Raw genomic sequence first — 25,673 nt, forward strand, 5'->3', positions numbered from 1 at the left:
GATAAAATTATGAAGAACACTCTATATGGATGTAACGACTAATGCAGGCAGGGATTAAATTTTTCGGAAGAATTTTGACATTGTCCTCATTTTTTTGAGGAGGAATATCTGTACCGCGCCAAGATGGGTACAGATATTCAGACAGGAAAGAAAAGACTAACAGACGCGTGTTTTATTACATCAGGGTTTCATCAACCCAATAGCGCGATCCGGAAATACTGGCGTTCAGCAGTAACCCTTTTTCACCGATTTGATAAATGGCCATACCACCGTTGTATTTCGCGGTCATCCCTTTACTCTCATCCCCCGCTACGGCACTCACTTCAGAGGTCGCTTCCCAGCCATCTTTCACGAAATTTTCAAACGTCGCTTTATCTTCGAACAAAATGACTTGCTGATAAAACTTGCCGCCCAGCCCGGCAGCGAGACCGGCTCCAAACATTTTCATGTACGTACGTTCATCAGTTTCGCGATTAACCGCGACCCCTGCCCCTTGGTCGGTATGAAGCAAGAGTGAAAACTTACGAGAATCAAACACGGCGTAACCATAAGCCTGATCAAACAACAATTTTGCTGACGGTTGCTCGTTAAACAGCCTGACCAGCGCAGTATCAGACATCGTATCTAACGCCAGGCGTGCTTCTTCCGGCGTTTCCGGTTCCAACATGTCATCAAGTTTGGCATCTGCAACATCCAGCCACTCTTTACTCTTCTTCACCGATTCATCTGTCCACTCACCCGCGGTGTTGTAGGCATCTTTTCCCCACTCAGACACAGAATCCCAGGTCTCTTTTGAGAAATCGGCCACATTATCCCAGGCTTTTTTGGAGCCTTCGCTGACTTTTTCTCCCAGCTCAGACGCCGATTTTTTGATTTCTTCCCAACTGGCATAAGCCGGAGCCGTCGCCAGAATCACCGTTAATGCGATAGGTATCATTTTCATGTTTCCTCCCCAGGGCGAAGATAAAGAATGCGTACACCCGGCCAGAATTTCACGGATACCCAAAGTGTTTTTGGGGATCCAGACAAAAAAGCCAGGCATTACGCCTGGCTTTCGGGAAACCTTGTTACTTTTGTTTCGGACGGAAAGGCTTGATGACCTCTTCGTTACATTCCAGGCATGGCCCTTCCATCAGGTCAATACAGTAAGGAATAGCCGGGAATACGGCATCCAGGCACTCACGAATCGACTTTGGTTTACCCGGCAGGTTGACGATCAGGCTGTCGCCACGCAGTCCCGCAGTCTGGCGGGACAAAATTGCCGTCGGTACGAATTTCAGCGACTCAGCTCGCATCAGTTCACCGAAACCAGGCATCATTCGGTCACACACCGCTTCGGTCGCTTCCGGTGTCACGTCACGTTTCGCAGGGCCAGTACCACCAGTAGTCACGATTAAACTACAGTCTAGTTCATCAGCCATCTTGATCAACGTGGCTTCAATAACGTCCTGCTCGTCTGGAATCACTTCGTAAACCGGTTCCCATTCAGAGACAAGATACTCACTCAGCGTATCAATGATTGCCTTGCCCGAAATGTCCTCGTAAACGCCCGCACTGGCTCGGTCACTTACCGTTACAATACCGATTTTTGCTTTTGTCATGCGTGATTCCTCAGGCTGTGCCTATTCAGTTTCCTGTAAAAACGGCCAGCAAGCACTGACCGTAATATCAAACAATTCCTAAGTGTAAGGAATATTGGCAGAGGGATAAACACTTTCCCTCTGCAAATGGCGACTTTAATACCAATGAGTTACAGGCCACCCATCAGGGTGTATTTGGTATCCATAAAGTCTTCAAGCCCCTGACGTGCGCCCTCACGGCCCAGCCCGGATTCCTTTATGCCGCCAAACGGTGCTACTTCGGTCGAGATTAGCCCTTCGTTGATGCCAACCATGCCGTATTCCAGCCGTTCACTGAATGTAAACGCGCGGGACAGTGACTGAGTATAAGCGTACGAGGCCAACCCTGAGTCGGTATGGTTGGCACGGCGAATCACCTCGTCATCATCGCTGAAACGGAACAATGCAGCGACCGGGCCGAAGGTCTCTTCACTGGCAATGCGCATATCATCTGTCGCATCCGTTATGACCTGGGGCGGGAAGAAATTGGTGCCTTCCGGCTGCGGCTCACCAAAGGCCAATGTGGCGCCTTTTGCCAACGCATCATCAATATGGCTCTGCACTTTTTCGACAGCAGCCTGATTAATCAGTGGGCCAATTTTCGCATCCGGATCAAAACCATCCGCCACTTTCAAGGCTTTGACTTTTTCCACCAGCTTCTGGGTAAATGCGTCATAAACGCGATCCTGCACATAGATCCGGTTAGCACAGACACAGGTTTGCCCCGCGTTGCGGAATTTGGCAATCATCACCCCTTCAACTGCCGCATCCAGATCCGCATCGTCACACACAATAAACGGTGCGTTACCACCAAGCTCAAGAGCCATTTTTTTCACCGTCGCGGCAGATTGCTCCATCAGCAATTTACCAACAGCCGTCGACCCGGTGAACGATATCTTCTTCACGACTTTGCTCTCAGTCAGTGCGCCACCGATGGCTTTCGCATCACCGGTCAACACGCTGAACAACCCGGCAGGAATACCTGCGCGCGAGGCAAGCTCAGCCAGTGCCAGCGCGGTCAGAGGGGTATCCGGCGCCGGTTTCAGAACCACGGCACAACCTGCCGCAAAAGCCGGGCCGCATTTACGGGTGATCATTGCGGCCGGAAAGTTCCAAGGAGTGATCGCCCCGACAACCCCGACAGGCTCTTTGCTGACGAGAATTCGGGAATTAGGCTTGTGACTTGGAACGATCTCACCATAGGCACGCTTAGCTTCTTCCGCAAACCACTCAATAAAGCTAGCGGCATAGGCGATTTCACCCTTAGCTTCATTGAACGGTTTACCTTGCTCTGCAGTCAGAATCGTGGCCAGATCATCGGTATTTTCGACGATCAGATCGAACCATTTACGCAAAACGGCAGTGCGCTCTTTGGCTAATGTTTTTTTCCAGGTTACCATCGCTTTTTCAGCAGCATGAATGGCCGACAGGGTTTCATCCTTGCCCAGCACCGGAACGTGGGCTATGACCTTGCCGGTTGACGGGTTAATCACTGGCATAGTGGCTTCATCCAGAGCCGTCACCCAGTTGCCTGCCACCAGGCAGGCTTGTTTTAGCAAGCTGGTATCATTGAGTTTCACGATATATACCTTCATGGTTTGAAAAATCGTTATACGACAAGCATAAAAGGAATTTCTCGGAGTTTGAACCGGATTATTCTCAGGGATTATGTAAACCGAACCACGGTTACAAAAATTGGTTCAACCTTAAGCAATTTACAAACAATAACGCCGACGATTTACCCAGCCACATACCATTCCATACAATCCCGTACACATCCTCTTTGGCAGCTCACCTCTGCCGTTCTTTCAGTCAAATCTTGTCATTGAATGTTGCTCTGCTCGGTTATAACGGATTAGCCTGTTTTTCCATACCAAACCGATCGGCATCCACACCGCGTTTCCAGTAACCCACCGCAAACATCTGATGCCGGGGAACACCAATCTCGTCCTGAAACAGATTCCGTAGCGGTCGTATTTCTCGCGCTTCGAGCCCCATGAACACAACCGTGTCGGTTGTTAAAGATTCCCGGAAACCTCTTACCGTCTCCACAAGTACATTTTCCTGGTTTTCCAATACCCAATGTAACCGGGTATTCGCCGACACTTCTAATGCCACCTTGTCTTCTTCATGCGGCACGATGATCACGGCATCAATGCTTGCTAACGGCGAAATACGCTGACTGTAAGCAGCCACTGCATTCAGGGAGGTAAGATCACCCAGTAACACGTAGCGAGGCGCGTCCCAGATATCCAGCTTTTTCGGTCCCGGTCCGGCAATGCCGACTTTATCTCCCGGCTTTGCCGTCTTGGCCCAGTTCGTTGCCGGTCCCTGATGGCGGTTAACGACAAAATCGAGCACCAACTCAGTGGTTTCAGGATCAAACGCCTGAATCGTGTAAGAGCGCATGGTCGGACGCGGTGTACGGCCAAGATCCAGCTCCAGTTCATCACAACCGGGATCAGGTAAAATCACTTTCACATACCCGCCTTCTTCACCGGCCGGGAGCGTGTGCAATGCCTCGCCCGCCACCGTGATGCGCTGCAAGTGGGGAGACAATGATTCCACGTTAACCACTTCGGCCAGTCGTGCACGAGGGCGGCGCGGAGTGGCGGCGGGTTGTCCTGAATCAGAAACTTGTGATGTATACGTAGCTTGCTTCATTTTCTCTCCTGAGGAACCTGTCGAGCATTCTGAGTATGCTGTGTCATGTTGCGCTTAAGCTGCCCCCACTATGTTCAGCAAACCTACCCTCTGGAACCGCTAAGCTCTTATATATGAGCTCTTATGTATGAGCTCTTATATATGAGCTCTTGTATGTGAGATCTTATAAACAAGCTCTTAGTCACAAGCTCTGATATATCCGCTCTGATGAACGTCGCTGCTGTAAAGACCTGTCTATAAAATTCGCAGTATGCTTTTGGGTGGAGAAAGCAATTTAGTGGTTTAAACAACACGGAAACGGGCAGTATGAATTCAGTCACCTTTGTCATCATTCACAGAGAACGCCCCCATCAGGCATCCATTTCTGACAAATCGCCCTGGAAGACTGTTGTCCCGTCGGCACTTGGTTGATAAAATCAACTATATTGACTTTTGGTTGATATTGTCAACCATATTATGTGTTCACATTACTCAGGAGCCCCTATGAGCAATCAGTCCCTGCCTGATGTCGTCATGGCCCTCTCCCGTGGATATCGACTGAATATCCGCCAGGCAATAAATGCAAAAGCCTTAGGTTTGAACGGCATGCATGCCCAGTGCCTCAGGATCATTGCCACGATACCAGACTGTACGGCCAACCACATAGTCAGCATCATGCATCGAGACAAAGGGCAAATTGCCCGGCTAGTCAAAGAACTGATCACTATGTCACTGATTGAGAAGCACCCGAATCCAGCCGACAAACGCAGCCAGATTCTGACGTTTACCGATGATGGACATGCGCTGATGAACAAGATCCACCTCGCCGAAAAACAATTGGATAAACAAATGTGCGAAGGGCTGAGTACGCAAGACATCGACGCTTTCAAGCGAATATCTGCGCGAATGGTTGAGAACTTGCAGCGAGACGACGGATAATTCAGCAGGCGTGCAGGCGTAGGTTACACGTCCGGTTGTCTCTAGCGCCACATATGCACATACACTCACACAACAGGAAGGAATCGAGTATACTGGGCAGTATTTTCGTCACGCCGTTTTTGAATACCTGACAGCATGAGCGAATATTCGGTGCATGCTGCCTGAATAAAGGACTTCACAGTAAAAAGGGATGATACACAGATGAGAGACAACAAATGGCTTCAGGACATCGAACTTGAGTCCGAGACAGTCAAACTGATACCACTGCAACCTGAGCATGCCGATGCACTTGTCTCGGCCGCCTCTGATGGCGAGTTGTGGACGTTATGGTACACCAGCGTACCGAATCAAGTGTCGGTCAACCAGTACATAGATAAAGCGCTTACAGACAAACAAAACGGCGTGGCCCTGCCCTTCGTCGTGATTGAAAAGTCGACAAATCAGATCATTGGTTCGACCCGTTTCTGCAATGCCGATTTAATCAATCACCGGGTCGAGATCGGCTACACCTGGTATGCAAAGCGTTTCCAACGTTCTTCTGTCAATACTGAATGTAAATTGTTACTGCTGAAACACGCTTTTGAGCAGCTTGAGGCAATCTCCGTTGTCTTTTGCACACACTGGCATAATCAGCAGTCCCGAACCGCGATTGCCCGTTTAGGTGCCAAGCAAGACGGTGTACTGCGTAATCACCAGAAAATGAAAGACGGTTCCTATCGCGATACGGTTATCTTTTCCATCATCGATCAAGAATGGCCAGGCGTTCGTAACCACCTGACGCACAAACTGTCTTCTCACCGCTGAGTACAGGCTATTTCCTCTGGCTAAAGGTTGCAGCAAGTCGCTGATACTCAGACAGCGCGATTCTGTCAGCATCAATACTGACAGGCGCGTTGTCTATGGCATACCAGTTCACTTCATCCGCTTCCAGTGCCTTCATGTCGCCCGACCAGGCATCAACAACGTAGTAGTGAATCAGTTGAAGTTCTGATGTCGGGTGGTACAGCGAACACAAATACCGGTACGATTCCGGCTTCACCGCCAACTCTTCTTCCAGTTCTCGAAACAGAGTGTCGAGTTGCTTCTCCCCGCTTTCCATATGGCCGCCGGGAATACAAATCAATCCCGGATCACAAGCTTTCTCCATCGAGCGGGTTTCCAGCAAAACCTGCTGCTGATCAATCAGCAGAAAAGACACACATTCATGAACGTTCAATAGCTACACTCCTTGTTCGGGATAAGATATCAGTATGAAATCAGTGATGTTTCAGCTGAATCATGTCTGAGTTTTCCTCACAAAATAATGAGTGTAACGGGCAGAGTCAAAAAAGATTCCACAATCGCGACAATCGGATACCGGTCAGCGTTAAACGAAAGATCGCAGACTGTTACGGCTATGGGTAAAGTTTGCTTCCGATATCTTAGTCAATTATCCTGTGCTCAAAGGATCAACCCACACAAGATAAGGCCAATAATGAAAAGTTCGCATTCATACCCTATCGGCACACCAGGGCAGCCATGGGGCGACAAGGAAAAACAACAATGGTTTGAGCAGGTCACCATCAAACGCTCATATCAGGAAGAAGTCGTAAGCAAAATTCATGCGCTGGAAAAGCGTTTCGATCTTTTCCAATATGGCGCCCTCAGTTACAACCCGGAAAAATATCCGCTGTTTGCCCTTAAAACCCGTCAATGGGATGAAAGCAAACCGACGGTTTTAGTGACTGGCGGTGTTCACGGGTATGAAACCAGCGGTGTACACGGTGCCCTGCAGTTTCTGGCTCAAGAAGCCGAGAACTACACCCAGCATTTCAACATTGTTGTAGCGCCTTGTGTCAGTCCTTGGGGCTACGAGACCATCAATCGCTGGAACCCGAAAGCCATTGATCCCAACCGTTCGTTCTACGAAGACAGCCCGGCAGAAGAATCTGCATCATTGATGAAGATGGTGAAAGAGCTGGGGACCGAGATTCTTGTTCACATCGATCTGCACGAAACCACAGATACCGATGAAGAAGAATTCCGCCCTGCACTGGCTGCCCGTGATGGTAAAGCATACATTGAAGACAGCGTGCCAGACGGTTTTTATACTGTAGGTGATACTGAAAACCCGCAGCCTGACTTCCAGCAAGCCATCATTGACTCGGTGCGTCAGGTTACGCATATCGCACCGCCAGATCAGGACGGCAACATTATTGGCAGCCCTGTGGTCCAGGAAGGGGTGATTAACTACCCGCTGAAAGCACTGAGTCTCTGTAACGGTCTGTCTGACTGCACGTACGGCACCACAACCGAGGTGTATCCGGACAGTGAGAAAGTCACACCGCAAGAGTGTAATGATGCTCAGGTTGCAGCCATTGTCGGCGGCCTGAACTACGTCATCGCGCAAATGAAGTAACTCGCGGTATAACCTGACGGCTCAGTTTTAATCTTGATTGTCGGCATGATGATCGGATTGAAGATACTCTGATTTAGCATTATCTGCTGAGCCGTTTTGCTGCTGTCCAATAAACCCGTACAATAAACCCGTAATGTCACGAAGCTGCGAACTTGCAGTCACTCATCTTGTTCTAAGATTTATCTGCAAATAGACCTTGTTATCACCTGACCGCGTTGCCACGACAAACCAGAGAACAACACAGACCGGATGACAAACCATGCGCTCGCTGATTTCTGCCATTTTGCTGTTTAGCCTGCTTGCCTGTGCGACCCAGTCTCCGGTTGAACGGCTTAGCGACCTTGGCGAACCCAAGCTGGTCAGCTGTCATCACTTGCTGAGCGATTTCAAACGCGAAGTACGGCGCCAAAAGGTGCAGGATGCCCAAGTGGTGACGACTGACGCCATCCCATTTCTGGCTTTCGATCGCTTCAGCCAGTCCGTATTACTGGACGTCAAAACGCAAAAAGACAAAGAACAGTGGCTGACCTATACCGCACGGCTCTCGAAAGAACAACGACATGCGGAGTTCCGTAATCTGGTCGCGAATCATTCATTCACGAATCTCTTTACCGCAAAGGCTAAGCACACCTTTGATCTCAACCAACTAGATAGCTGCGCTGATTCGCTTACCCAAGCGGCGATAAACTTATCATTACGCGCATCGAAAAAGGACGAATTTTGGGATCACATTCGCTCATCCGCACCTCCCATCCCCTCAGATTACGAGCCCTGGCTGCGTATTCTTGGGGTTTATCCGGTGGCGGCCCGATTCGCCCATTCCAGCATCCTCAAAGAGCAGGCCCGTATCAAAGCCGGTTTCGATACGGCTTACGCTAGGGAGACAGACCACTCCCCCGCCTCAAACAGACCTCCGGGGGAAGAAAAAGTCATCATCTATCAACTACTTGATGACAATGATAACCGCTTGAATCATGCGACCATCCAACAATGGTTTGCCGAGGCCCAGACCACGTCCTCCCTGAACTGGCCGCAACTTAGTCAGCAACAAATTCAGCGCTTGACCCACTATTATGCGCCGGACATTCGTATCGACACCCTGTCGGATGATGATCGCCCCGGCACCGTTGGCTATTTCACTACCCCGCAACCCGAAGTCGCCACCAACCGACCTGCGGTTTACCTGGGACACAGTTACACCCGTTTCCACCAGCAGATTCTCCTACAACTGCATTACAGCCTCTGGTTTCCTCGTCGTACCCCCCGACGCCCGGTGGATCCTTACGCCGGACCATTTGACGCAATACTGCTCAGGCTGACACTTAATCAACAGGGGGAACCCTTAGTGCTAGACAGCATTCACCATTGCGGCTGTTACCATATGGTCTTTAACCTTAACGACGCTCTCACCTTTGTTGAGACTCAACCCGGTACAGAAGTTCCTATCAGGCGTTCGGTGCTGCTCTCCGAGACATTACCTAAAGTTACGCAGCACTTATCAGTGACACTGTCACATAGTGAGCACATGATCAAACATGTAGACTGGCAGTACCGGCAGACTAACCCAGACGTCGAGCACCTTTCGGCACCCGCTCCAGTCCACCTAGCCCCCCTTGCCTATCATCAGCTACGCAATTTGCCCGTTCCGGACTCTCTGATTCAAACAGGCTCTCATAAAAGCTTGTTTGATGAAAATGGCTGGCTGCTGGCCAGCGAACGACTGGAAAAAAGCTATTTATGGCCGTTTGGTATTCCCTCTCCCGGCATGATGCGCCAATGGGGTCACCATGCTACGGCTTTCATCGGGATGCGCCACTTTGATGACGCCCGGATGTTTGAATCGCTGCTTTCCTACCGCCATGGAAATCCTACTGCTTTTCAGACCGGGTTGCGGTAGGATAGCCGTCATTCAACACACAATCAGCCTGTTGTTTTCACAAGTAAAAGGAGAAACGCGTGCAAACTTCCTTCATTGATGGTGATTTACTCTATCGCCAGCACACTTTTGAGCTTCCACTCGATTACAATCAGCCACAAGGCCGCCGTATCTCAGTCTTTGCACGCGAGGTGGTTGATTTAGCGCGGCAGGATGCGGATTTACCATGGCTGGTGTATTTGCAAGGTGGTCCGGGTTTTCCGTCTCCACGTCCTGACAGCCGATCAGGCTGGCTGAAACGTGCCCTGCAGGAATACCGGGTGCTGCTGTTAGATCAACGAGGTACCGGCAACAGTAGGGTCATCAGCCACCAAACCCTGGCCCATCTGTCTGCACCAGATCAGGCTGAGTATTTGTCGCATTTTCGTGCTGACAATATTGTGCGCGACGCAGAAGCAATCCGTGAATCGCTGGGCGTGAAACAGTGGGCGATTCTGGGACAAAGTTTTGGCGGATTCTGTTCACTGACCTATCTGTCATTTTATCCGCACAGCCTGAGCCGCGCGTACCTGACCGGTGGCGTGCCGTCTCTGAGCCGCCATGCTGATGATGTGTATCAGGCAACCTACCAACGTGTTCTGGATAAAAACAATGCCTTCTTCACCCAGTTCCCACAGGCACAGGAGCAGTGCCGAAAAATTGCCGATTTTCTGCTAAATAATGATGTTCGACTTCCTAACGGCCAGCGATTTACTGTTGAGCAGTTCCAGATGATTGGCATTAACCTTGGCCGCAGCCACGCCAATCTGCCCATGTACTACCTGCTGGAAGACGCGTTTGTCACAGCAAGCGGGCAAGAGACACTCAGCTATAGCTTCCTCAATGCTATGCTGGCAGAGCAGTCGTATCAGACCAATCCGATTTACGCGATTTTGCATGAGTCCATATATTGTCAGCAGAGCGCCTCAAACTGGTCTGCACACCGTGTCCGGGACAGCTATCCGCAGTTCCATTACGCGTCAGGCAAACCTTTCCTGTTTACCGGTGAGATGGTCTTTCCGTGGATGTTTGATCAGTTTGCCTGCCTGACACCGCTTAAAGATGCCGCCGCTATTCTGGCCACTAAGCAAGACTGGCCGGCTCTATATGATATTGAGGCTCTGGCAGAGAATACCGTCCCTGTCACCTGTGCGGTCTACGCTGAAGATATGTATGTAGAGATGGATTACTCGCTGGAAACCCTGCGCGGCATTCCAAACAGCAAAGCTTGGATCACCAACGAGTATGAGCACAACGGCCTGCGCCAGGACGGTGAAACCATTCTGAACAAGCTGATTGAAATGGGTAACGCTATCGCGAATCTGCCGCGCGAGTAAGCATCGCCAGGCTGAAAAATGCCCATATCTGTTCGATATGATCACTGACCTGATTCAGCTTAGGACTCGATTTCGAACGGTTCAGTGACATGAAAAAGGCCACCAACGTGGCCTTTTCTTTATTATAAGTTCTTCAATAGATCTTTCACCGGCTGTAGCCCGTTTCGATCAACGTGACTCCAGCGGGTAAGAACGATAACTCCACATACCGTAGGTACGAAGCGCATCTCGGTAGATGCCCAACAATTCACTGTCACTGGCTTTCGCCAACTCTTTCAGCGGCTTGTCCGGATAAGCAACGGTATCAAATGTGATTCCCTGAGGGCCCGTTTGCCAGCTTGCGATCTCAAACAGCGCCTGGCCACGACGCACATGGCTGGCTGAGCTGATGATAGTTGCGTGCTTAATACCATGCCGTGCCAGTGCATAGCTGCTAAACAGGGCATTATCCACTGTGCTGGTGGCGTAGTTTTCCTCGATTAGACGGTCTTTGCTAACGCCTTTAGCAATCAGCCAATCTGCCATCAACTTACCTTCGGTTTTATGATTTTTCGGTACCCCGCCCGTCAGCACAATCAGCGCGTCCGGGTTAGCTTTTGCCATCGCTAAAGTCGTTTCCAGACGTTCAATCAGAATTTGATGCATTGAACCGTCAGGGTTCAGCGCATAGCCTAAAGTCACAATGGCACCTTTATCTTTAAGTACGCCACTTTCAGCCTTCTCTTTAAGCGGTGTATCCAGAATGCGGTCAACCGTTGAAAAAATACGCTCAATGTCCGCTGCTCTGCCAGCATTCAGTTTGGTCAACGTTTTCATGTGCGCTTTCGTTGCTGCATCGTTGCCTTTGTATCGCTGCCATACCGCTAAGTACGCATGTAAATCAACATCATCCGGCGCAACCGTCAGTGCTTGTTCAAACAACTCAATCGCTCTGTCGACATTTTTGTTATAGATCTGAGCATTTGCCGCTGAGATCAACAGGTCGGTGCGGTACGGCTCTAAGGCATATGCCTCCAACAAACGGTCTGTGACTATTTCCATGTTACTTGGCATTTTTGCGGTAAAACCCGCATGAGAAATCCGCGCCGGAGATTTAAACGCCGTTACCGCGTCTTCCAGTAACTGATCAACAACCTGCCGTTTCGTTACAAACTGGGCATGCTCAACAGTAGCTTGAACGGCTGAAGAATTCTCTGCCAGTACAACTGGGGCGGCGCTTAATGCGATGACACTACCAAGGGCCAGGGCGATAATGTTCTTTTTCATGAAGAAATCCTACGGGGGAGAAAAATACGACTTATGTCTCTTGTTTTTTTGCAGTCTATATTTAGAAAACGAAAAAACTGTGACAAAGAGCAAATGCCACCGTATCGCCACCCATTAATTATTAAAAATATCAATTTTCATCACAAAATAAGAGTGCAGACACATCGTAGAACAACAGTAAATTAACGATGAGAAATAACGGTCAACCTCCTTTTTAACGACCTTCACACCATACCTTGCAATAAAAAACGGCCACCAGGGCCGTTAGATTTTTTAATTTATAAGGTTGAGCAGAACAGGCTGCCGGTTTAAGCGAATCAGAACCGCTAGCTTAAACTCGCCAAACGTGCAGCAAATCCGACAAACAACAGTCCCAGCAGGCTATTACCCAGTTTCGACAACGACTGATTATTACGAAACACCTGAGTCAGTGATGAACCGAGGAAAATCAAAAAGCTCAGATAAACAATGCTGAAAACTTGTAAAATAGCCGCAAGGATAAGGTAAGAAATCCACGTGTGTTCATAGGTGTAGTCAATGAACTGAATAAAAAACGACACATAGAAAAGAATCGCCTTGGGATTGGTCAAACTCAATGTCAGTGCTTTACCAAACACATTTTCCCGTTTTACCGGCAGCGCTTCCCCTTGTTGCGCAACATTTCGGTTAAACCAATAGTGATGGATTAATTTGATTCCCAAATACAGCAGGTATGCGGCACCCAAATAACGAATAACGGTGAAAAGAACGGGTGATGCCTGAATCAGCGAGGCAATGCCAAGATAAGAAAGAAGAATCAGTATTGCATCACCAACAAGCACAGCCGAAGCCGCCTTATAACCGGATTTTACGCCATACGTTGAGCTCGATTTCAACACATACAAAGAGTTTGGGCCGGGGGCGAGAATAATCATGGTCAATCCCGCTAAATAAGTCCAAATATTGATAACGCCAAACGCTTCTAACATGCTCCCTCACCCACAAAAAACAAACAATCCGATAACGGATTTGTATCGCAAATGCTGCTTAAAGTCTATCCATTATATGGACAAGGTATTCTTTCTTGATGGGCAAGCCAGTCAAGCTTGCTTGAGCGCTTTTTCGAATCTCGTGATCGTTGCTATGCCGAGCATCACACTGAAACTGTGATCATATTCCGGTCTTCACTCTTTCGGACTTCATAATATTGAATTGCTGTTGCAACCCGTTTTAAAAAAGTTAGATTGGTATCTCTATTCTCATTTGTGGTTAGCATTCAAACAAATGGATATTAAGCGCCTGCAGTACTTTGTTGCCCTGGTAAAAAACGGTAACTTCACCAAAACGGCGGCTCAACTGGATATTGCTCAGTCGGCACTCAGTGTCAGCATGCAAAAACTGGAGAAAGAGACCGGCCTGAAACTGATCAACCGAAACAAACGGCAGGTTCAGTTAACCTCCGATGGTCGTCGTTTGCTGTTTCATGCCCGTCGAATTCTGGAAGATGTTGAACAGGCAGAGTTGGAAATTGAAGAACTGAAAGGGTTGGAACGCGGAGAAATCCATTTTGGCGTTTCGGCAATGCTGGGCTCTTATTTCCTGCCGGCAGCTTTGTCTGCCTTTAGTCAGAAATACCCCAACATTCGCATTCATGTGCAAGAGCATGGTACCGCCACGCTCGAAACGATGCTGCTGGACGGTGAACTGGATCTTGCGTTTGTCCGGACCGACAAACCCGTAGAACAACTCAGGTATGTCGCACTGTGTCCAGAAGAGATTATGGCCTGTGTGAACGAAGACCACCCGTTTGCCCAACTCTCGAGTATTACGCTGGGGCAATTCTGCCAGCAGCCACTGATATTGTTCCGGGAAGGATATTTTCTGCGTGAAGCCGTCAGCCGTTACTGTCGCAAATATCATGTTAAGCCTGACCTTCGCTTTGAAACCAACCTGATTGAACTTGCCAAAGATCTGGTCAGAAACTCTGTTGGAATCAGCACTTGCCTGAATCTGATCATCAGTGACAACGACCCGTTAGTCTGTGTCCCCTTCAATCCCGCCATCAAAGTCGAGTTTGGTATCGGCTGGAAAAGTAGCCATTATTTATCGCAGGCCGCCCGTACCTTTATGGCATTCATGGAAGAGTGGTATCACAAACACCCTTCTCGTCCTGCGGCAATCAGGGCATAACCCTCACCATTAAAAATGCCCCGCAGCATTACCTGTCCGGGGCGCTCTCATTACACATTTAGGCACACACCGCCATTCAACGTGACCGCTTACCCCTAACTCACTTTCAAAGCCTGACGACGTGGCAGAATCTGATTGAGTAGCGTCAGAACCGCAATGCCCACGCAGGCCACGATGTTGACCAGGTCGTAATCGAGAAATGCTAAGGCTAATGCACAAACAAACAGAATGCCGCGCGACAACCATGACAGCGGATTGAACAGGCGTCCCTCAATACTCCCGGCAAACGCAACGATCAACCCCAGTGTATAAACCACCGAAAGAACAAAGGCTCCTGTGGAAAAATCGTTGAACCAGACAAGATGCCCGTGTGCCATCATCACCGGAATCAAAAAGAATCCCTGCGCCAGTTTCATGGCTTGCACGGCTGATTTCATCGGGGAAGCATTAGCGATACCCGCACCAGCAAAAGCGGCAAGGGCAATAGGCGGCGTGATATTGGATGTCTGAGACAACCAGAACACAATCATATGTGCGGCAAGCAAACTCACACCCAAGTCCATCAGCGCCGGGACAGCCATCACTGACAGCACGATATAGGCCGCCGTCACAGGAAGTCCCATCCCCAGAATCAACGCCGCCAGCGCGATAAGCCCCATCACAGACCACAGTTGGTTACCGGACATCGCCAGTAAGAACTGGGTAAACTGCAGACCAATCCCCGTCTGGCCAATCACACCAACAATAATCCCCGCACAGGCACAGGCTACCGAAATCGGCAAAGCCATCAGCGCCCCTTCCTTCATCCCCTGGAGGATCAGCGGAAGCGTGACTCGGGTGGATTTACGTACCATCGCTGCAGCCAGGATCGACGCACATCCGGCAATCCCCACTAACACAGGCGAGTAGCTCATCATCAGCAAAATAGTGATAAAAATCAGCGGTGCCAGGAAGTGCCAGCCACGCACCAGTACCGTTTTGATCTTTTCGGTCTGTGTCATGCCCTGCAGCCCAAGCTTACACGCCATCAGGTGGATGTAGAGCAAAGATGACAAGAAATACAGGGCTGCCGGTACGATGGAAACCAGCAAAATGTCCGAGTAAGCGATACCGGTAAACTGGGCCATCACAAATGCCCCGGCGCCCATCACAGGCGGCATAATCTGCCCGCCCGTTGAGGCGGCGGCTTCAATACCGGCGGCCTGCTCTGGCTTGTATCCCAGCTTTTTCATCATCGGGATGGTAAGCGAACCGGTTGTCACCGTATTGGCAATGGCAGAACCGGAAATTGATCCCAGTGCAGCGGAAGCCAGCACGCTGGCTTTGGCGGGACCACCCCGGTATTTACCGGCCAGAGCAAAGGCACAATCAATAAAAAACTGACCCGCGCCCGATACCTGTAAAAATGCCCCAAACAATACAAACGTGAACACTACGCCGGCAGCAATACCGAGCGGTGCACCGTAAACACCATTCGTGGAAAAGATATGAAAACGAATCATCTCTTCAATGCTGAAGCTTTTACTGGCAATGGCGTCCGGCAGCAAGGAACCAAATAGCGCATACAGAATGAACAAGATTGCCAGGCAGGACATGACCGCACCAACTGTACGCCGGGTCGCTTCCAGCAGGGCAAGCAGGATAATGACTCCGGCCACTTTGTCACTGGACGATAAACCATCCAGCAAAAAGCTCATGTCGTCATAATCAAACACACTAATATGCCAGGTCGCCCAGATGGTCAGCACAATACAGGCCAAATCCGCCAGTCGACCAGACAGATACAGGCCCGTGTGGTGCCGTTGATGAAAAGCCGGTTTAACCAGAAAAATCAAAACCAGCACCCAACTGATATGAATTGGGCGAAATATCGGTGCCGCCAGTGTAGCAGTTACACCCTGCCAGATTTGGAAAGCCGACAATGCCACGGCAGCGACGGCGGCTAACCCAATTAGCCGCTCAGTCACCAGAACATTCCAGTTTCTACTCTTACTCATTCCCTGCTCTGCCTTTTATTCGTTGTGCTGCAACTGCTCTTGAAAATATTTCTTCGAGCCGGGATGCAATGGAACCTGGCTTAACTGATTCATATTTTCGACTGTGGTGAATTTGGCAACACTCAGGGCGTTGTTGAGCGCTTTTGAGTTTTCAAAGATAACTTTAGTCATGTCATAGGCCAACTTATCATCCATACGCTGATTCACCACCAGCACGTTCCACACCGCAGGAGCTGTAAACTCGCCGACCCCGTTATACACACCCGGTTGAATCGTTACGGACTGATAAGCAGGCAGGGATTTGGAAATGGTGGCCATATCCTGATCCGTGAAATTCAGAATTCGGATATCCCGGGTTAACGCCAATTCCGTGATCGCTCCTAAACCGGAACTGCCGACAAAAACACCCGCATCAATCTGGCCATTCGCAAGCGCTTCTGTGGTCGCAGAAAAGTTCAGTGACTGCACCGTCATACTGGATTCATCAACTCCCAACGCCGCCAAAATGCTTCTTGCGCTCACTCGGGTGCCCGAACCCGGTGCGCCCAGAGAAACTTTTTTCCCTTTCAGATCGGCAAGGGTATGAATGTCCGAATCTGCCGGAACAACAAACTGAACCACATTCGGGTACAGGGCTGTTAAAACCGCGACGTCCAGTTTTCTCGGAAATGGCTTTTCACCGTTCTGGGCCTGAATAACGACATCTCCCATGGCGAAGCCCACCAGTTGCTTGTCCTGCACCACTTTAATGGTGTTTTCCACTGAAGCAGCCGTGACCTCTACCCGCATATTAAAATCCGGCAGATTTTCACTCCACAGTTTTGCCAGTAGGCCACCATAAGGGTAATACGTACCGCTCTGGCTACCGGTTCCAATCGTGAAATTTTCAGCATGAGCCATGTTCATTACGCCACACAGGCCCAGTGCCACCAGCGTTTTTATTGTTTTTTTCATTCTATCCTCACGTTATTGATCTGCATCAAACCCCAAATTCTTTACACATTATTAACCAACGTGCAATCTATCATCATGGCTTTTGAGAACCCTCTTAATAAACTCGGTGCAATAAAATCTGCAAAACGCCTCTTTCAATACGCTAAACAGATAATAAAAATCGATTTTGTGGATAATCCGGCTCAAAATGGCATGCAAGAAAATACCGAATTCACACCACTCACCTTTATACCAGGTAAACATTTTCACAACTTGTCGCCCCCCTGAGCACCATCAGCGATTGGTTATTAATAACTCAGCGCAAACCTCAGTCATATATAGATCCAGCGGAGAAAATGTGTCGTGTATGAAAAAATCAGGGAAAATAAAGAGGGAAATAGTCTTTGTGGAAAAATACTGTTCGGGGATAAAAATATATCGAGGAAAAAAGCGGAATGAATAACAATACGGAAAATGTTTAATCGACTGACAAAAGCAAAAAAGCAAAAAACAAAGCGAGACTTTCCCGTTTAAAAGTCCGTCTCGTCATGACTAAGTGGGAAGTGAAAGTATTCCCTAAGCTATTCCCCCTGCGTTACTCAATCACCAACCTGCCGTCTTCATGAAACTTCCAGAAATCGGCGTAAGCGACTTCCCAAATATGACCATCGGGATCAGAAAAATAACCACTGTAGCCACCCCAAAATACGTCCTGAGCCGACTTGATGATTGCACCGCCAGCTTGTTTTACTTGCTCCAGAACAGCATCAACCTCTTCTCTGCTGCGAGTATTGTGTGCGAGAGTCACGCCACTAAAACTGCCTGCAGGGTGCTGTAACACCAGATTTTCCGAAACATCCTCAGCCAGTTTATCGAAGGGGTAGAGCGCCAGACAAACGCCCCCCGTCTGAAAAAATATAATGCCTTTCTCTGGCTGGCCAGATGTCGGAAAACCTAAACCATCATGGTAGAAACGGTAGGATCGCTCCAGATCCTCCACTCCCAGCGTGACGATACTGATCCTTGGCTCCATCCTAATGCTTGATTCCATCATCGACTCCTGGCAGCTGCGTAAAAAGTGCTCTCAAAGTGAGCGATAAAGCGCCCAATAAAATTAGCCTTAGAAGCGTCTTTACAGTGTAAAACCCTATTTGGGCTCTTGCTTGTTTTCCTCTTTCTCGTTTTGATTGACCTAACGCCTGCTCGTGTGCAGCCAGCTCAAAAACCTCTGATAAGCTGATGTTTTTTGCGGCTATGACTTTTTCCGTGTCAGATAAATACCAGCTAACACAAGCACTACCCCAGCGATTTTCATACCGCCCGGCATCTGTTGAGCTGAAACCCAGTCCAGCATCACCGCTGAAATCATTTGTCCGCCAATAACCAGAATCGCGGCATTCATCGCGCCCAATTTAGGGAAAATATAGCTACTCACAGCCACAAACAACGCGCCAAATACGCCACCTAAAAAAGCATGCGGAGGCAAATCAGCCACTGTCCACTGCGCCCACTGCCATCCGGCCAGCACTGTCAGAAAAACAGTCAGGACACTGAATCCGATCACATGATTCCAGAGTGAGGCTTTAAAAGCGCCTGTTGATACACTCAGCTGACCATTAATAGTACGTGCGGTACCAATCAGGATGCCGTTCAATAATGCAATAACCACAAGACTTAACATGTCTGTCACCCAAATAAAATCAAGATACTGCCCAGCAAAACAAGGGCCACAATCAGTAAATCCGACCCGCTAATTTGTCTTTGCCGCGTTCTGAGTAATCCAAAGTGATCGGCGACCATACCAAACACAATCTGCCCAACCAAACCCAGAGAAATTGTCGCTGATAACGTCAGTCCCCCATTGATAGCGGTTGCCGCCAATATGACCGTAAACGCCCCCGGAATACCGCCGAGGTAAAACCAAATCGGTACTTTAGCCGTTTGCGATGTATGGGCTTGGTTTTCTTCACTCTGTCGCGGCGTTTTGCTGCGCTGCAGTACCAACCACATCATCACAAGCGCAACGGCAGCACCGACGCCATGTGCCACCCAAGATGCAAACATCGGGCTGCTGGTTTGCGCGAGTTGGCTGTTGGTTTCTATCATCAACGTCAGCAATCCCCCTCCGATCAGCGCTAAGGCGATTGTGCCGACTGATTTCGCCAGTTTGGTATCGGCTGCCTGATTTATCTGTTCCATACTTTTTCCGCACGCTTCATGTAAAAACACCTTTAAACCAATCATCTACCTATGACACCACTTCCGAAGATACCCTTACAGTAAGTATCTCCAATTAGATGTATCTTTCAAAAAAGATATCTGCATGTTAGGTTTCAGTCTTAAATTCATCAAGTATCTTTTTAGAAAAGTACTTTTTCTTGAGAGAAATAATGGTGCTGATAATAAAAATGGGGTGTTGAGAGCAAAAAGGCGTGAGGGCTGATAACCATTTGACCACCTGCGTGGCGCAACCTCTCAACATCGAAAGCGGTGCTGGCGTTTAGCTCATCAATTAAGTATCTTTCTAATGAGTAATTACTGTGTGAGACGATAAATTGAATAACGATCATGTAGATAGAGTGCTACAGCAGTGGCAGGCCTGTCGTCCGGATCTCGATTGTTCACCAATGGGCATCATTGGTCGCATGAGCCGCATGCAGCGCCTGATAGAAAAGCAGCTGATAGCGGTTTTCAAACAACACAACCTGAATTCAATTGAGTTTGATATTCTGGCGACCCTAAGAAGAAGCCAGGTTCCGCTGACCCCTACCGATTTGTACCAGACATTAATGCTGTCTTCGGGAGCCATGAGTACCCGCATTGAACATCTGGTTCAGCGAGGTCTCATCCATCGTCAGGCCAGCGATCAGGATCGTCGCAGTTGTACCATCACCCTGACAGATGAAGGGATGGATGTGATCAATAAAGCGGTCGAAGCGCACGTCGCCAATGAGCATGCGTTGCTTAAGCCATTGAGCAAAGAAGAGCAAGATCAGCTGGCAGACCTGATGCGCCGCTGGTTGTTGAGCAACGAAAACGGGTTATAAATTTACTGAAGAAACGGAGCTGAGAGCTCCGTTTTTGTTTGTCCGAGAGATAGCCCACTGCCTGCATATTTCCTCTGACTCGGCTTGCTTAAGCTCGACTTGAAAAACGATGCGTGGGCTCAATAAACTTTTCCAGTCCGGCATGGATATTTTCCACAAACGCTTGCGCAAGGCGGGACAAGGGCTTGTGCGACGGTGTAATGATCGCATGCTCGAAAATAACCTCCGGAATAAAAGGCCTGAACACCACATCTCCATGACCAGATTTGCTGATGGTATAACTGGCAGCACTCATCGGATCACAAATGGAACAACATAACTGGTGTTCCACAAACTCAAACCCTGAGATGTAATTCTGTAGTTCAAAACGGGGATAGTAACGAGCCCCGTTTTCATCAAACAAGAAGCGCACCAGTTCGCTGGTCGGATGCTGAGAGAAAAGCGTCGCCAGCGGCACATTATCGAGATCTTTGGGTGTGATGACCTTTTTCTGCGCCAGCGGATCATTTTTGTGTATCGCGCACACCCCTTTGAGCCGAATAGGCTCAACATTGATGGAATCCCGCTCCTTCGGCATTTCCGCATAACCGATATCATACTGCTGCGAAGCGACCCAATCGTGCACGATCATCGAGCTTCGCATCATCATGGAGACATTGACATGAGGCCGGTCTTTGACGAAATCAGCAATCACATGCGGCATGAAATACAGTGATGCTGCCGGCATACAAGCAACCCGCAGGCTTCCCCGCGACAGATTTTTCACCTCTGCCATCAACTGCGATGCGCGCGTCAGGCGTTCCAGAATCGCTTCGGTCTCTTCCAGCAGGAAATAGGCTTCCGGTTTGGGAATCAGCCGCCCCTTGTTACGCTCGAATAGCTTAAAACCCAGCTCATTCTCCAGACTCACCAACATGGCGCTGACAGCAGGCTGCGTCCGGCACAATGCGCGAGCGGCGACCGACACAGACCCCGAGCGCATGACAGTTCTGAATGTTTCCAATTGCTTAACGGACAAATTGGTATCCATACCTCACCCTATAAGAAAAAATTATGGAATCAGAGAAATTTTAAATTTGTTTCTATTGGTTGTCAGCATTAAATTAACAACGTATTCACAAAAGCAACAATAAGGAAATGTGCTGTGGAGCGATTGTTCAGATACCTGCTAACCGGACTAATGGGCATTGTAGCCCTCTCTCAGTTCGTTCAGGTGGTAACCCGATACATCTTCGAAGTGCCAATCATGGGACTGGAAGAAACCATCATCATCCCCACCCTGTGGCTTTACATGCTGGGGGCCGTGAATGCCTCGCGGGAAGATACCCAGATCCGAGCCAATGTGCTGGAGATCTTTATCAAAACCGAGCGAGGCCACACCATTCTGGCTCTGATCGGCGAAGTGATCAGCTTTGTGATTTCTCTCTGGCTCACTTACTGGGCGTGGGATTATTTCAAATATGCCCTGCGAGTGTGGAAGGAAAGCCCGACCCTTTATATCCCAACGTTTTTCCATGAGTGCTCGTTGTTTCTTGGCCTACTGCTGATTTCCGGCTTTATCGGGCTTCACATTATCAGACTGGTTCGTCAGTTGACGTCCCCTCACTATTCCGTGGAGAAAGCATAACAATGGTTGAAGTTGCACTGTTTGCAGTAGGAGCACTGGTACTCCTGCTCACTATTGGCGTTCCATTGCCGTTCTGCTTCGGCGGCGCCCTGATGATCATGACCTATTTCGGCGATATCTCGATGAAAGGCAACATGATGTGGGGAACCGGCCAGCTTACCAACCCTATCCTACTGGCTATCCCGTTATTCGTGCTGGCTGGTACGATCATGAGTCAAAGTGGTATCGCGGCCAGTTTGTTACGGTTTGTAAATGTGTTTGTCGGGCACATCCGAGGCGGTCTGGGTATTGTCGCCTCAGTCAGCTGTGCCATCATCGGTGCCATTTCCGGCAGTGGCCTGACCGGGGTTGCCGCGATCGGCCCGCTGCTGATTCCTGAGATGGAAAAACGCGGCTACCCTCGCGCTTATGCGACTGCGCTAATCGCGAACTCGTCGATTCTTGGCCTGCTGATCCCTCCCAGCGTCACCATGATTGTGTACGGCTGGGTTACCGATACGTCCATCCTGGCCTGCTTTCTGGCCACGCTGGGACCGGGCCTGCTGGTGACGTTCAACTTTGCGGTGATCAACCTCCTGATGGCGCGCAAGTTCCCGCTGGTTCTGGAAGAGAAGCTACCTTTCGGCGACATGCTTAAAGAAGCATCATCGCGCACGGTTCACGCTATCCCGGCGTTGCTGATGCCGGTCATCATTCTGGGTGGTATTTACGGCGGGATCATGACACCAACAGAAGCCGCGGCCGTGGCAGTAATTTACGCGGTACCCGTCGGTTTCATGATCTACAAAGGGCTGAACTGGAAATCGCTGCTGGCATCGGGCAAAGAATCGGCCACGGCAGTCGGTTCCATCATGTTCATGATTCTGTTCAGCCTGATCCTGAGCCAGATGTTTGTTGTGGAAAATGTGCCTCAGGAGCTGGTTGATACCATCTTCGGTATCACAGAAAACAAAGCACTGCTGCTGATTTTCATTAACATCCTGCTGTTTTTGGTCGGCATGGTCGTCAATGACATCACCGCCATCATTTTGATTGCGCCTCTGCTGCTTCCGCTGATGACTGCGATTGGCATCAGCCCGATTCAGTTCGCAGCCATCATGGGTGTTAATACCGCGATGGGCGGCGTGACACCGCCTTATGCTTCGATTCTGTACCTTGGTGCCCGCATCGGTAATGTGAAATTCGCCGAAGTGGTTGGCCCGGCAATGATGCTGATTCTATTCGGCTACTTACCAGTGGTGGTCCTGACTTCCTTCTGGTCTGACTTATCACTCTTCCTGCCAACCCTGTTTGGCTACTGATAATAAGGAAATTGATTATGAAATTGACAGGCAAGTTTACTCACAACATGAAACTGAAGAAGACCGCCCAGGCTCTGCTGCTGGCTGCTGCTACGCTGAGCGTCCTACCGGCAACGGCTGCCACATTAAAAATCAGCCATGTCCGTCCGCAAGGGACCGTCATCGATAACGACATCAAACGCATGGGCGAAGAAATTAACACCACCACTGACGGCGACGTGAAACTGCGCATCTATGCGGCCAACGCGCTGGGTGATTACACCCTGGTGCAGGAGCGCATTTCGGTCGGGGCAATCGACATGGCTGTTCAACCGGCATCCACAGCAACAGACCGTCGCATGCAGCTGGGTTTACTGCCATATCTGGCCACCAACTGGGAAGAAGCACAGAAAATTTATGGCAATGGTGCGCCGGTTCGTGAAGCGATGGAAGAGCTGTTTACCCATCAGGACATCACTCTGCTGGCTGCCTACCCGGTCTATTTTGGTGGTATCTCACTCAACCGTGATGCCGTCGAACCGGGCCAGCCGGATGTCAGCAAAGGCATTAAACTACGCGTTCCGCCAATCAAGAGCTTTCAGCTGCTGGCTGACAATGTCGGCTACATCGGCTCGCCACTCCCCTTTTCGGAAGCCTTTACCGCGGTTCAGACCGGTGTAGTGGATGGCGTAATTGGCTCCGGTGCGGAAGGGTATTACGCATCATTCCGCGATGTCACGAAGACCTATATTCCGCTCAACACCCACTTTGAAATCTGGTATCTGATGATCAACAGCGAGCGATTCCATGATCTGTCTGACAAAGAGCAGGCGGCACTGAAAGCAGCCGCGGCCAATTTCGAGCAGCGTCGCTGGCAGCAGGCGGAGCAAGATCAAATCGCTAATGAGAAAAAACTGGCAGATAACGGCGCGCAAATCATTCAGGTGACACCACAACAGCTTGCTCAGACGTCAGACAAAGTACGTCGTACCGTCTGGCCTGAGATCCTGAACGATATCGGTGCCGAGTGGAGTCAGGCCATCGTTGATAAAGCCCTGAACTAATCCCTCCCTGGTTGCGGAGGGCCTCTCCTCCGCAACACTCAGACATAAGAGATATTTCATGAAACCGGAATCTACCATTATCGGCGGCGGTATCGTGGGCTGTGCGGTGGCTTTTGGCTTGCTGAAAGCCGGTCATCAGGTCACCGTTCTGGACGGAGGCGACAGCGATCACCGGGCTTCCCGCGGCAATTTTGGCCTGGTGTGGCTCTCCTGCAAAGGGCTGGATGCGCCACATTATGCCGCCTGGACCCGTCGCTCGGTCGGCATGTGGAAAAATCTGGCTGCCGAGCTGGCAGACATCAGCGGTATCGACGTCAAGCTGGTACAGAACGGCGGTTACGACTTCCACTTCAGTGAAGCTGAAATGCTGGCGCGCGCCGCCCAGTACGAGAACATCCGCGCGGCCCTTGGGTCCGACCATCCTTACGAAGTGTGGGATCGTGGGCGGTTGATTCAAGAGGAGCCGGAAATCGGTCCAGACGTCATTGGTGCCATTTTTGGTGCAGAAGACGGCCACGTAAATCCGCTCAAACTCCTGCGTGCTTATACCCAGACGATCCTGACATTAGGCGGCAGGCTCATCACCAAGGTGCAGGTGGAGCACATCACACAGAATGCCGATGGCCGTTACGTGGCGCAGCTCACTGACGGTCGCGAATACCTGAGTGACAAACTGGTGCTCTGCGCAGGTTTAGGGGCAGCCACGCTTGGCCCGCAACTTGGCTTTCAGGCACCGGTTACCCCGCAAAAAGGCCAGGTTCTGATCACCGAAAAACTGCCGCCACGGCTCAAACGGGCGTCAGGACTGATCAGGCAGGTTGACGAAGGTGGGATTCAGATTGGGGACTCCAAAGAGAACGTCGGCTTCGACGAGGAAGACACTCTGGATATCACGGCCGCCATCGCGGAGCGTGCGATCGCCATTTATCCGTTTCTGGCCCAAACCAAGCTGATCCGCAGCTGGGGGGCGTTAAGGATTATTTCTCCGGATGGGCTGCCGATTTATGAGCAGTCAACATCCCATCCCGGTGCTTACCTGGTGAGCTGCCACAGTGGCATTACCCTCGCCGCAGCCCACAGTTACCTCTTACCACAGTGGCTGGAAAATGAAGCCAGCCACCCTGACCTGGAGCTATTCAGTGAAAAACGATTCCAGCTTTGTGAGGCTTGATGGTGCCTCCAACTCCTCTTCTAAGGTAGTTTTTTACTGGGAAGGCGAGGAAATTCGAGCGAACAAGGGCGATACCATTGCTGCGGCGTTGCTGGTCGCAGGGATACGCTCAACCCGCACCACACCGGCAACCCAGTCAGCCAGAGCCCCCTTCTGCATGATGGGGAGCTGCTTTGAATGCCGTGTTGAGGTGGATGGCGAGCAAAACGTTCAGGGATGTATGCGTCTGGTTGAGCCCGGCATTCAGGTAAAACGCCAGCGGTACTAG

26 protein-coding genes are annotated in these 25,673 nt (G+C 49.9%); 12 read left to right on the forward strand and 14 right to left on the reverse strand.

Annotation, left to right across the window (positions count from 1 at the left end; all coding sequences use genetic code 11):
- Positions 1-175: 175 nt before the first annotated feature.
- The 4 genes from C9I92_RS16485 to C9I92_RS16500 form a co-directional block, all read right to left on the reverse strand.
- Positions 176-943, reverse strand: a complete 768-nt coding sequence (locus C9I92_RS16485) for a lipid-binding SYLF domain-containing protein (protein WP_047886074.1) — start codon at positions 941-943, stop codon at positions 176-178.
- A gap of 124 nt (positions 944-1,067) precedes the next feature.
- Complete coding sequence (gene mog, locus C9I92_RS16490; RefSeq protein WP_047886075.1) at positions 1,068-1,601, reverse strand: molybdopterin adenylyltransferase; 534 nt, start codon at positions 1,599-1,601, stop codon at positions 1,068-1,070.
- A 149-nt stretch (positions 1,602-1,750) separates the two neighbouring features.
- Positions 1,751-3,199 carry an NAD-dependent succinate-semialdehyde dehydrogenase gene (locus tag C9I92_RS16495; protein WP_047886076.1) on the reverse strand — a complete coding sequence of 483 codons (1,449 nt, stop codon included), beginning with the start codon at positions 3,197-3,199 and terminating at the stop codon, positions 1,751-1,753.
- Between the two features lie 265 nt (positions 3,200-3,464).
- Entirely contained in the window at positions 3,465-4,283 is an 819-nt protein-coding gene (locus tag C9I92_RS16500; protein ID WP_053061887.1) for a siderophore-interacting protein, read from the reverse strand.
- 483 nt (positions 4,284-4,766) lie between these two features.
- Here C9I92_RS16500 and C9I92_RS16505 point away from each other — a divergent pair, with 483 nt between their 5' ends.
- Positions 4,767-5,201, forward strand: a complete 435-nt coding sequence (locus C9I92_RS16505; RefSeq protein ID WP_047886077.1) for a MarR family winged helix-turn-helix transcriptional regulator — start codon at positions 4,767-4,769, stop codon at positions 5,199-5,201.
- A 201-nt stretch (positions 5,202-5,402) separates the two neighbouring features.
- Positions 5,403-6,005, forward strand: coding sequence for a GNAT family N-acetyltransferase (locus C9I92_RS16510; RefSeq protein ID WP_047886078.1), 603 nt, complete (start codon positions 5,403-5,405; stop codon positions 6,003-6,005).
- A gap of 7 nt (positions 6,006-6,012) precedes the next feature.
- Here C9I92_RS16510 and C9I92_RS16515 read toward each other — a convergent pair whose 3' ends face one another.
- On the reverse strand, positions 6,013-6,417 hold the full coding sequence (locus C9I92_RS16515; RefSeq protein WP_047886079.1) for an NUDIX hydrolase: 405 nt from the start codon (positions 6,415-6,417) through the stop codon (positions 6,013-6,015).
- 258 nt (positions 6,418-6,675) lie between these two features.
- On the opposite strand from C9I92_RS16515, the gene C9I92_RS16520 reads away from it, so the two are divergent.
- From C9I92_RS16520 to C9I92_RS16530, 3 genes are all read left to right on the forward strand, one after another.
- A complete protein-coding gene (locus C9I92_RS16520; protein ID WP_047886080.1) occupies positions 6,676-7,599 on the forward strand; it encodes a M14 family metallopeptidase in 924 nt (307 codons plus the stop codon).
- 259 nt (positions 7,600-7,858) lie between these two features.
- Positions 7,859-9,496: a hypothetical protein gene (locus C9I92_RS16525; protein WP_047886081.1), complete on the forward strand. Its 1,638-nt coding sequence runs from the start codon at positions 7,859-7,861 to the stop codon at positions 9,494-9,496.
- Between the two features lie 59 nt (positions 9,497-9,555).
- A complete protein-coding gene (locus tag C9I92_RS16530) occupies positions 9,556-10,851 on the forward strand; it encodes an alpha/beta fold hydrolase (RefSeq protein ID WP_047886082.1) in 1,296 nt (431 codons plus the stop codon).
- A 168-nt stretch (positions 10,852-11,019) separates the two neighbouring features.
- On the opposite strand, the gene C9I92_RS16535 is transcribed toward C9I92_RS16530, so the two are convergent.
- A complete protein-coding gene (locus C9I92_RS16535) occupies positions 11,020-12,117 on the reverse strand; it encodes a YdcF family protein (protein WP_047886083.1) in 1,098 nt (365 codons plus the stop codon).
- A gap of 326 nt (positions 12,118-12,443) precedes the next feature.
- Entirely contained in the window at positions 12,444-13,085 is a 642-nt protein-coding gene (gene leuE / locus C9I92_RS16540; protein WP_047886084.1) for a leucine efflux protein LeuE, read from the reverse strand.
- A gap of 295 nt (positions 13,086-13,380) precedes the next feature.
- Between leuE and C9I92_RS16545 the strand changes: the two genes are divergently transcribed.
- Positions 13,381-14,286 (forward strand): LysR family transcriptional regulator, encoded by a 906-nt coding sequence (locus C9I92_RS16545; RefSeq protein WP_047886085.1) that lies wholly within the window; start codon positions 13,381-13,383, stop codon positions 14,284-14,286.
- A gap of 95 nt (positions 14,287-14,381) precedes the next feature.
- Here C9I92_RS16545 and C9I92_RS16550 read toward each other — a convergent pair whose 3' ends face one another.
- From C9I92_RS16550 to C9I92_RS25600, 6 genes are all read right to left on the reverse strand, one after another.
- Positions 14,382-16,283 (reverse strand): TRAP transporter permease, encoded by a 1,902-nt coding sequence (locus C9I92_RS16550; protein ID WP_047886086.1) that lies wholly within the window; start codon positions 16,281-16,283, stop codon positions 14,382-14,384.
- Between the two features lie 15 nt (positions 16,284-16,298).
- A complete protein-coding gene (locus tag C9I92_RS16555; RefSeq protein WP_047886087.1) occupies positions 16,299-17,237 on the reverse strand; it encodes a TAXI family TRAP transporter solute-binding subunit in 939 nt (312 codons plus the stop codon).
- Positions 17,238-17,811: 574 nt separating this feature from the next.
- Positions 17,812-18,249, reverse strand: coding sequence for a VOC family protein (locus C9I92_RS16560; RefSeq protein WP_047886381.1), 438 nt, complete (start codon positions 18,247-18,249; stop codon positions 17,812-17,814).
- 219 nt (positions 18,250-18,468) lie between these two features.
- Positions 18,469-18,897: a DMT family transporter gene (locus tag C9I92_RS16565; protein ID WP_047886088.1), complete on the reverse strand. Its 429-nt coding sequence runs from the start codon at positions 18,895-18,897 to the stop codon at positions 18,469-18,471.
- Between the two features lie 5 nt (positions 18,898-18,902).
- The gene (locus C9I92_RS16570) at positions 18,903-19,415 is read right to left on the reverse strand and encodes a DMT family transporter (RefSeq protein WP_047886089.1); all 513 of its coding nucleotides are present in this window, start codon (positions 19,413-19,415) and stop codon (positions 18,903-18,905) included.
- A 161-nt stretch (positions 19,416-19,576) separates the two neighbouring features.
- Entirely contained in the window at positions 19,577-19,786 is a 210-nt protein-coding gene (locus C9I92_RS25600) for a hypothetical protein (RefSeq protein ID WP_169776037.1), read from the reverse strand.
- On the opposite strand from C9I92_RS25600, the gene C9I92_RS16575 reads away from it, so the two are divergent.
- The gene (locus C9I92_RS16575) at positions 19,772-20,263 is read left to right on the forward strand and encodes a MarR family winged helix-turn-helix transcriptional regulator (protein ID WP_047886090.1); all 492 of its coding nucleotides are present in this window, start codon (positions 19,772-19,774) and stop codon (positions 20,261-20,263) included. The two genes, C9I92_RS25600 and C9I92_RS16575, sit on opposite strands and share 15 nt — an antisense overlap.
- An 88-nt stretch (positions 20,264-20,351) precedes the next feature.
- Here C9I92_RS16575 and C9I92_RS16580 read toward each other — a convergent pair whose 3' ends face one another.
- Positions 20,352-21,293 (reverse strand): LysR family transcriptional regulator, encoded by a 942-nt coding sequence (locus C9I92_RS16580; RefSeq protein WP_047886091.1) that lies wholly within the window; start codon positions 21,291-21,293, stop codon positions 20,352-20,354.
- 114 nt (positions 21,294-21,407) lie between these two features.
- On the opposite strand from C9I92_RS16580, the gene C9I92_RS16585 reads away from it, so the two are divergent.
- Genes C9I92_RS16585 through C9I92_RS16605 form a run of 5 tightly spaced genes read left to right on the forward strand, consistent with a single transcriptional unit; the run spans position 21,408 to position 25,673 of the window.
- Entirely contained in the window at positions 21,408-21,890 is a 483-nt protein-coding gene (locus C9I92_RS16585) for a TRAP transporter small permease (protein ID WP_047886092.1), read from the forward strand.
- Between the two features lie 2 nt (positions 21,891-21,892).
- Positions 21,893-23,191 carry a TRAP transporter large permease gene (locus C9I92_RS16590; RefSeq protein WP_047886093.1) on the forward strand — a complete coding sequence of 433 codons (1,299 nt, stop codon included), beginning with the start codon at positions 21,893-21,895 and terminating at the stop codon, positions 23,189-23,191.
- A gap of 17 nt (positions 23,192-23,208) precedes the next feature.
- Positions 23,209-24,234: a TRAP transporter substrate-binding protein DctP gene (gene dctP / locus C9I92_RS16595; RefSeq protein ID WP_107193886.1), complete on the forward strand. Its 1,026-nt coding sequence runs from the start codon at positions 23,209-23,211 to the stop codon at positions 24,232-24,234.
- Between the two features lie 58 nt (positions 24,235-24,292).
- Complete coding sequence (locus C9I92_RS16600) at positions 24,293-25,405, forward strand: NAD(P)/FAD-dependent oxidoreductase (RefSeq protein ID WP_047886094.1); 1,113 nt, start codon at positions 24,293-24,295, stop codon at positions 25,403-25,405.
- Positions 25,374-25,673: a (2Fe-2S)-binding protein gene (locus C9I92_RS16605; RefSeq protein ID WP_047886095.1), complete on the forward strand. Its 300-nt coding sequence runs from the start codon at positions 25,374-25,376 to the stop codon at positions 25,671-25,673. The genes C9I92_RS16600 and C9I92_RS16605 overlap by 32 nt, the downstream gene beginning before the upstream one ends.

This window comes from Photobacterium ganghwense (genome assembly GCF_003025595.1).
Taxonomy (GTDB): domain Bacteria; phylum Pseudomonadota; class Gammaproteobacteria; order Enterobacterales; family Vibrionaceae; genus Photobacterium; species Photobacterium ganghwense.

Bases quoted from the DNA above. Each gene is read 5' to 3' on its own strand.
- C9I92_RS16485 (WP_047886074.1), bottom strand. From the start codon at position 943: ATGAAAATGATACCTATCGCATTAACGGTGATTCTGGCGACGGCTCCG.
- mog (WP_047886075.1), bottom strand. From the start codon at position 1,601: ATGACAAAAGCAAAAATCGGTATTGTAACGGTAAGTGACCGAGCCAGT.
- C9I92_RS16500 (WP_053061887.1), bottom strand. From the start codon at position 4,283: ATGAAGCAAGCTACGTATACATCACAAGTTTCTGATTCAGGACAACCC.
- C9I92_RS16505 (WP_047886077.1), top strand. From the start codon at position 4,767: ATGAGCAATCAGTCCCTGCCTGATGTCGTCATGGCCCTCTCCCGTGGA.
- C9I92_RS16510 (WP_047886078.1), top strand. From the start codon at position 5,403: ATGAGAGACAACAAATGGCTTCAGGACATCGAACTTGAGTCCGAGACA.
- C9I92_RS16520 (WP_047886080.1), top strand. From the start codon at position 6,676: ATGAAAAGTTCGCATTCATACCCTATCGGCACACCAGGGCAGCCATGG.
- C9I92_RS16525 (WP_047886081.1), top strand. From the start codon at position 7,859: ATGCGCTCGCTGATTTCTGCCATTTTGCTGTTTAGCCTGCTTGCCTGT.
- C9I92_RS16535 (WP_047886083.1), bottom strand. From the start codon at position 12,117: ATGAAAAAGAACATTATCGCCCTGGCCCTTGGTAGTGTCATCGCATTA.
- leuE (WP_047886084.1), bottom strand. From the start codon at position 13,085: ATGTTAGAAGCGTTTGGCGTTATCAATATTTGGACTTATTTAGCGGGA.
- C9I92_RS16545 (WP_047886085.1), top strand. From the start codon at position 13,381: ATGGATATTAAGCGCCTGCAGTACTTTGTTGCCCTGGTAAAAAACGGT.
- C9I92_RS16550 (WP_047886086.1), bottom strand. From the start codon at position 16,283: ATGAGTAAGAGTAGAAACTGGAATGTTCTGGTGACTGAGCGGCTAATT.
- C9I92_RS16555 (WP_047886087.1), bottom strand. From the start codon at position 17,237: ATGAAAAAAACAATAAAAACGCTGGTGGCACTGGGCCTGTGTGGCGTA.
- C9I92_RS16560 (WP_047886381.1), bottom strand. From the start codon at position 18,249: ATGGAGCCAAGGATCAGTATCGTCACGCTGGGAGTGGAGGATCTGGAG.
- C9I92_RS16565 (WP_047886088.1), bottom strand. From the start codon at position 18,897: ATGTTAAGTCTTGTGGTTATTGCATTATTGAACGGCATCCTGATTGGT.
- C9I92_RS16570 (WP_047886089.1), bottom strand. From the start codon at position 19,415: ATGGAACAGATAAATCAGGCAGCCGATACCAAACTGGCGAAATCAGTC.
- C9I92_RS25600 (WP_169776037.1), bottom strand. From the start codon at position 19,786: ATGATCGTTATTCAATTTATCGTCTCACACAGTAATTACTCATTAGAA.
- C9I92_RS16580 (WP_047886091.1), bottom strand. From the start codon at position 21,293: ATGGATACCAATTTGTCCGTTAAGCAATTGGAAACATTCAGAACTGTC.
- C9I92_RS16590 (WP_047886093.1), top strand. From the start codon at position 21,893: ATGGTTGAAGTTGCACTGTTTGCAGTAGGAGCACTGGTACTCCTGCTC.
- dctP (WP_107193886.1), top strand. From the start codon at position 23,209: ATGAAATTGACAGGCAAGTTTACTCACAACATGAAACTGAAGAAGACC.
- C9I92_RS16600 (WP_047886094.1), top strand. From the start codon at position 24,293: ATGAAACCGGAATCTACCATTATCGGCGGCGGTATCGTGGGCTGTGCG.